The sequence below is a fragment of the Runella sp. R0.1_18 genome (assembly GCF_057652155.1).
This window is the reverse complement of the sequence record NZ_JBYFCK010000054.1, coordinates 1-3985: the sequence shown is the minus strand read 5'-3', so window position 1 is coordinate 3985 and position 3985 is coordinate 1. Positions and strand designations below refer to the sequence as shown.

Genomic DNA, 3985 nt, shown 5'->3' with positions numbered 1-3985 from the left:
GGCCTTTATTAAAGAAATGGGGGTAATGTTCCACGAAATCGACTTACTGATATATAATACAGTGGATTACGGTTAAAAAAATCAAAATTTCCCATTTCTGCTTTCATTTATTGATTTCAAAGTTTAAAATCTCTTCCAGGTCGAAATCTACGGATCCCTTTAAAGCCTCTTCTGAGAAGTCAAATTTTCCGTGCAAATTGACATGTGTCCAGCTGACGGGCGATGACTGCTCAATGGCTTTAACCATCTCATCACGCTGTTTATCGGAGACTTTTATCAGCTGCTTGGACAAGTGTAAATAATTCCAGCAAACAATTGCATTCTGAATTAAACGTTTACAAGAGTCCGTGATCAGATGCTCCTGGCGGGAAGCAAACCGTATTTCCCCATTATTCGCATAGAATACAGCCTTTGCAAACTGATGGGAATTTTCAGTCTTGTTGTTCTGCTGGTTTATTCTCTTGCGGAGCATTTCATCGTCCATATATTTCAGCAAAAACAAAGTCCTTACTACCCGCCCAAGCTCACGAAGTGCCAGGTAAAGCCGGTGCTGCTGTGAATAGGAACTAAGTCTTTTCAACAACGTGGATGCAGTGGTATGTTTGAGTTTAATACTGACAACCATTCTCATTATTTCGTCCCACTGCTCTTCAATCAGCTTGGTTTGGATTGGATTACCCACTTTGATTTGATAGTTTTTAAGGGATTCCACGTTCATTCCGGGGAAAATATAGAAAATAAGGCTCTGGAAATCTTCGATCCGGGGAGCAAAACGAATCCCCAATAGATGAGTCAATGCAAAAACAATCTCGCTAAATCCATGAGAATCAGTTGAATGAATATCGGATTCGACAACCTGGTTGTGCATCAGACCATCAATTACGTAAGGGGCTTCCCGTTGTGAAGAGCTAAATGAAGTAGAATAGAAAAGCCGGTGCATTTCATCAATAAAGGAGTAAATCACAATTCCTTTCTCGTTGCCAAAGTATTTATAAGAATAATTGGCATGTATCGAATCTACCTGGATATAGAACTTCTGCCCATCGCTGGAAGTATGTAGGATCTTGGGGTCCTTGCGGAATAATTCACTGATTTTTAGTTTCCCCATCAACATCAGGATAGCGTCATTGGCTTCTTGAATGTTTTCAAGGGTAAAATACCAGTTGACGGTATTGTCAAGCGTATTGGCCGATACATTCTGAGAGTTACGAGCCATAGGGCCAACCCCTATATTACAGCCATAGGCGATCAATCCCGCCAGAAAAACCGTGTCGTTGGGTCGATTTGGTTTGTTTTTTTGGTTCCAGTGTTGCAACGCATCTGTAAAATTGCATTTGGCATTTACAGTATTCAAAACTTCAATGATCGGAATGGCCCCTTCAGGCGGCCAAAGATCCATATCGATACCAGGTTTATCGGGCGTTTTAGGTTCTATAAAGCGTGGTTTACCATCTTTTCTGGTCTCAACGAATTTATTTTGTCCCTTGTCAATCCGCTCAAAAGTATGGACAAATGCCTTTCCAAGACTTCCCTGTAGATCGGTTAGGAGGCTTTTGAAGTCACTGATCCATTGTAGTCCAGCACTTTCCAGTAATTGCTCTTTTTGATTTACCCACACCGATTCTTCGATCAGGTATTTTAAAAATGGCTTGTGCAAAAAAGAATCCGTCAGATTTACCTGTCCCGATTTGATTCCATGGGCTAAATGCCGGGTCAGTAAAACCTTGTACAAAGAGCTTCGGGAGGAAGAATTTTTAAAATAATGTTGTTCTTTTTTGCCCAAAAAGCCATCCAGTGGATTTTCCGGCAGGCGGCCATCCCTCTTTTTAAATTCTTCCAGGGCCTGAGTGAGGTTTTCGTTTTTCGCTTCAAAATTAACATGCCGTAGTATGTCCGCTACCCGTGTCTGGAGTTTTCGTGATTTCTCTTCCATAATCTGGTAATAAGTATCGTCCTTACTCGCGTAACCGCCTTTCTTTAATTGCTCAATGCTATTTTGGCTATCTGTAAAGCGCTTGAATACATCCCCGTTCACCCACTTTATAAAATGCTTTACCTTTTGATCATTGGTCTGGGAGAAATCAAGCGCAACCCGTTCAATATCTTTAGCTTCCTTGACCATCTGAGCACTCACCTTAATAAACTGGTCCATCTCTTCCTGGGATTCAACATGCTTTTGAAAGATCGCTTCTTTGACCTCACGTTGAGAGGTATTTTCAATCTGTTGTGATGCCCTTAACAGTATCTCGACCAACAAATCCCCCAGAAAATAATACTGGTAGACGATAAAGCATATAATCATCAAATATTTACGGTTTTCCTGCCGGGTTGAAACTTGAAAAACCTGTGACCGGATTACAAACTGGGCATAGTATTCTATCATTTCATCCGACAAGTTCAAAAGTGCCAATAATGGTTTTAGATCAGTATACAGGGTCTTTAAGTATAAATAATCTTCAATATTGGCTTTAATGGCCATGGGTTTCATGGTTTGGTGGCTGCGCTTAATACGTGTGATCAGGTAGAACCTGACGGGCTGGTCTGTGTGTGGATCCTTCTGAACCGACAGGAGCGCATCTAGCTGCTCTTTATTTTTTTCTGACAGGTGCACTTCTATGAGCGATTCCAGCTCGTTATGCATCCATTTGAAAGCATCAGAAATGATAACCGAAAAAGTATAATAAGCTGGCAGTTCGATCCGGTGGATGCGCATGTACTCAGCCAGGGAGCCGAATACAGCAGCAGGCCGCATTTGCCGTTTGGCAAATTTGATAGCCTCCCTCAAAGCCACTTCCTTTTGTCTGTCATCAAAGGGCTCGACACCAAAACTTTCTAAAATCACCTGCCGGTGTCGATGAATAACGCTACGTGCATACGTTTGTTCAATATTACCCCAGTTAATGGATACACCCAAACGTCGTATTATAAATTCAATATCTGCCCTGTTAAAATTCTTTGCATTGAAAAACCGCCCACTTGCCTTAAAATAACCGACCTGAATCACAAACCCAACTTGATTAACAGGGCTCAGCATAGTCCTGCATTCATCTTCTGCCCACTTGGGCATGGTAAAAAAGAATTTTCTTTGTCCGTAATCGAACTTGGGCGGGTTATCAAATTCATTCTGCTGGCCCTTGTCTAAAATTTCTAATAATCTCATAAATTGTAAAAAATAGAATCCCAGTAAACGAACGTTCTACGGGATTTTGAAATGACCATGAAATGTACCCTATTCGTATCAAATATCAATACCAAATTGTTGTCCCATTAAATAAAATCCTATTTTTGAAAAATTACCAGATTAGTGGGATTCCAAAGTATGAAAATAGGATACGCAAGGGTGTCGACCCAAGACCAGGTACTGGATATGCAGATTGACGAGTTGAAGCTGGCAAAATGCCAGCAGATATTTCAGGAGAAGATCTCATCAGGCAAAGAACGCCCACAACTTTTGAAGATGCTGGAAATGCTCCGAGAAGGCGATACAGTAGTTGTCTACAAGCTTGACCGGCTCGGAAGATCATTGCGGGAGCTGGTTAACCTAATTGCCCAGCTGGAAGAAAGGAAAATAGAGTTCATTTCTTTGAAGGATGCCATTGATACTTCGACTGCTCAGGGCCGCTTCTTTCTGAACATCTTTGCTTCATTGGCCGAATTTGAACGGGATATTATCCGCGAGCGCACCAGGGCTGGGCTTTCAGCTGCACGTGCAAGGGGACGTATGGGTGGGAAAAAGAAAGGACTTAGTCCGGATGCCATTAAAAAAGCAGAAACCGCAGTGATGCTTTACAAGGAAAAGAAAACCGCCGAAGAAATCGCCGGCATCATTGGTGTAGGCCGGTCAACAGTTTACCGTTATCTGGAAGCAATGGGACAAAAAAGGATTTTATAAAAGAAAAAGTGAAATTTTGAACGTAGAACACTACATTACAAATAGTTAACTCAATATCGTGGAACATTACCCCCGTTTATTTAATAAAGGCCA

General features: G+C 41.6%; 2 protein-coding genes. One reads left to right on the top strand and one right to left on the bottom strand.

The window, feature by feature from the left end; all coding sequences use genetic code 11:
- Window positions 1-103 precede the first annotated feature (103 nt).
- Entirely contained in the window at window positions 104-3160 is a 3057-nt protein-coding gene (locus AC23P2_RS30920; RefSeq protein WP_487776763.1) for a Tn3 family transposase, read from the bottom strand.
- 159 nt (window positions 3161-3319) lie between these two features.
- Between AC23P2_RS30920 and AC23P2_RS30915 the strand changes: the two genes are divergently transcribed.
- Window positions 3320-3892 (top strand): recombinase family protein, encoded by a 573-nt coding sequence (locus tag AC23P2_RS30915; RefSeq protein ID WP_277341162.1) that lies wholly within the window; start codon window positions 3320-3322, stop codon window positions 3890-3892.
- Window positions 3893-3985 lie beyond the last annotated feature (93 nt).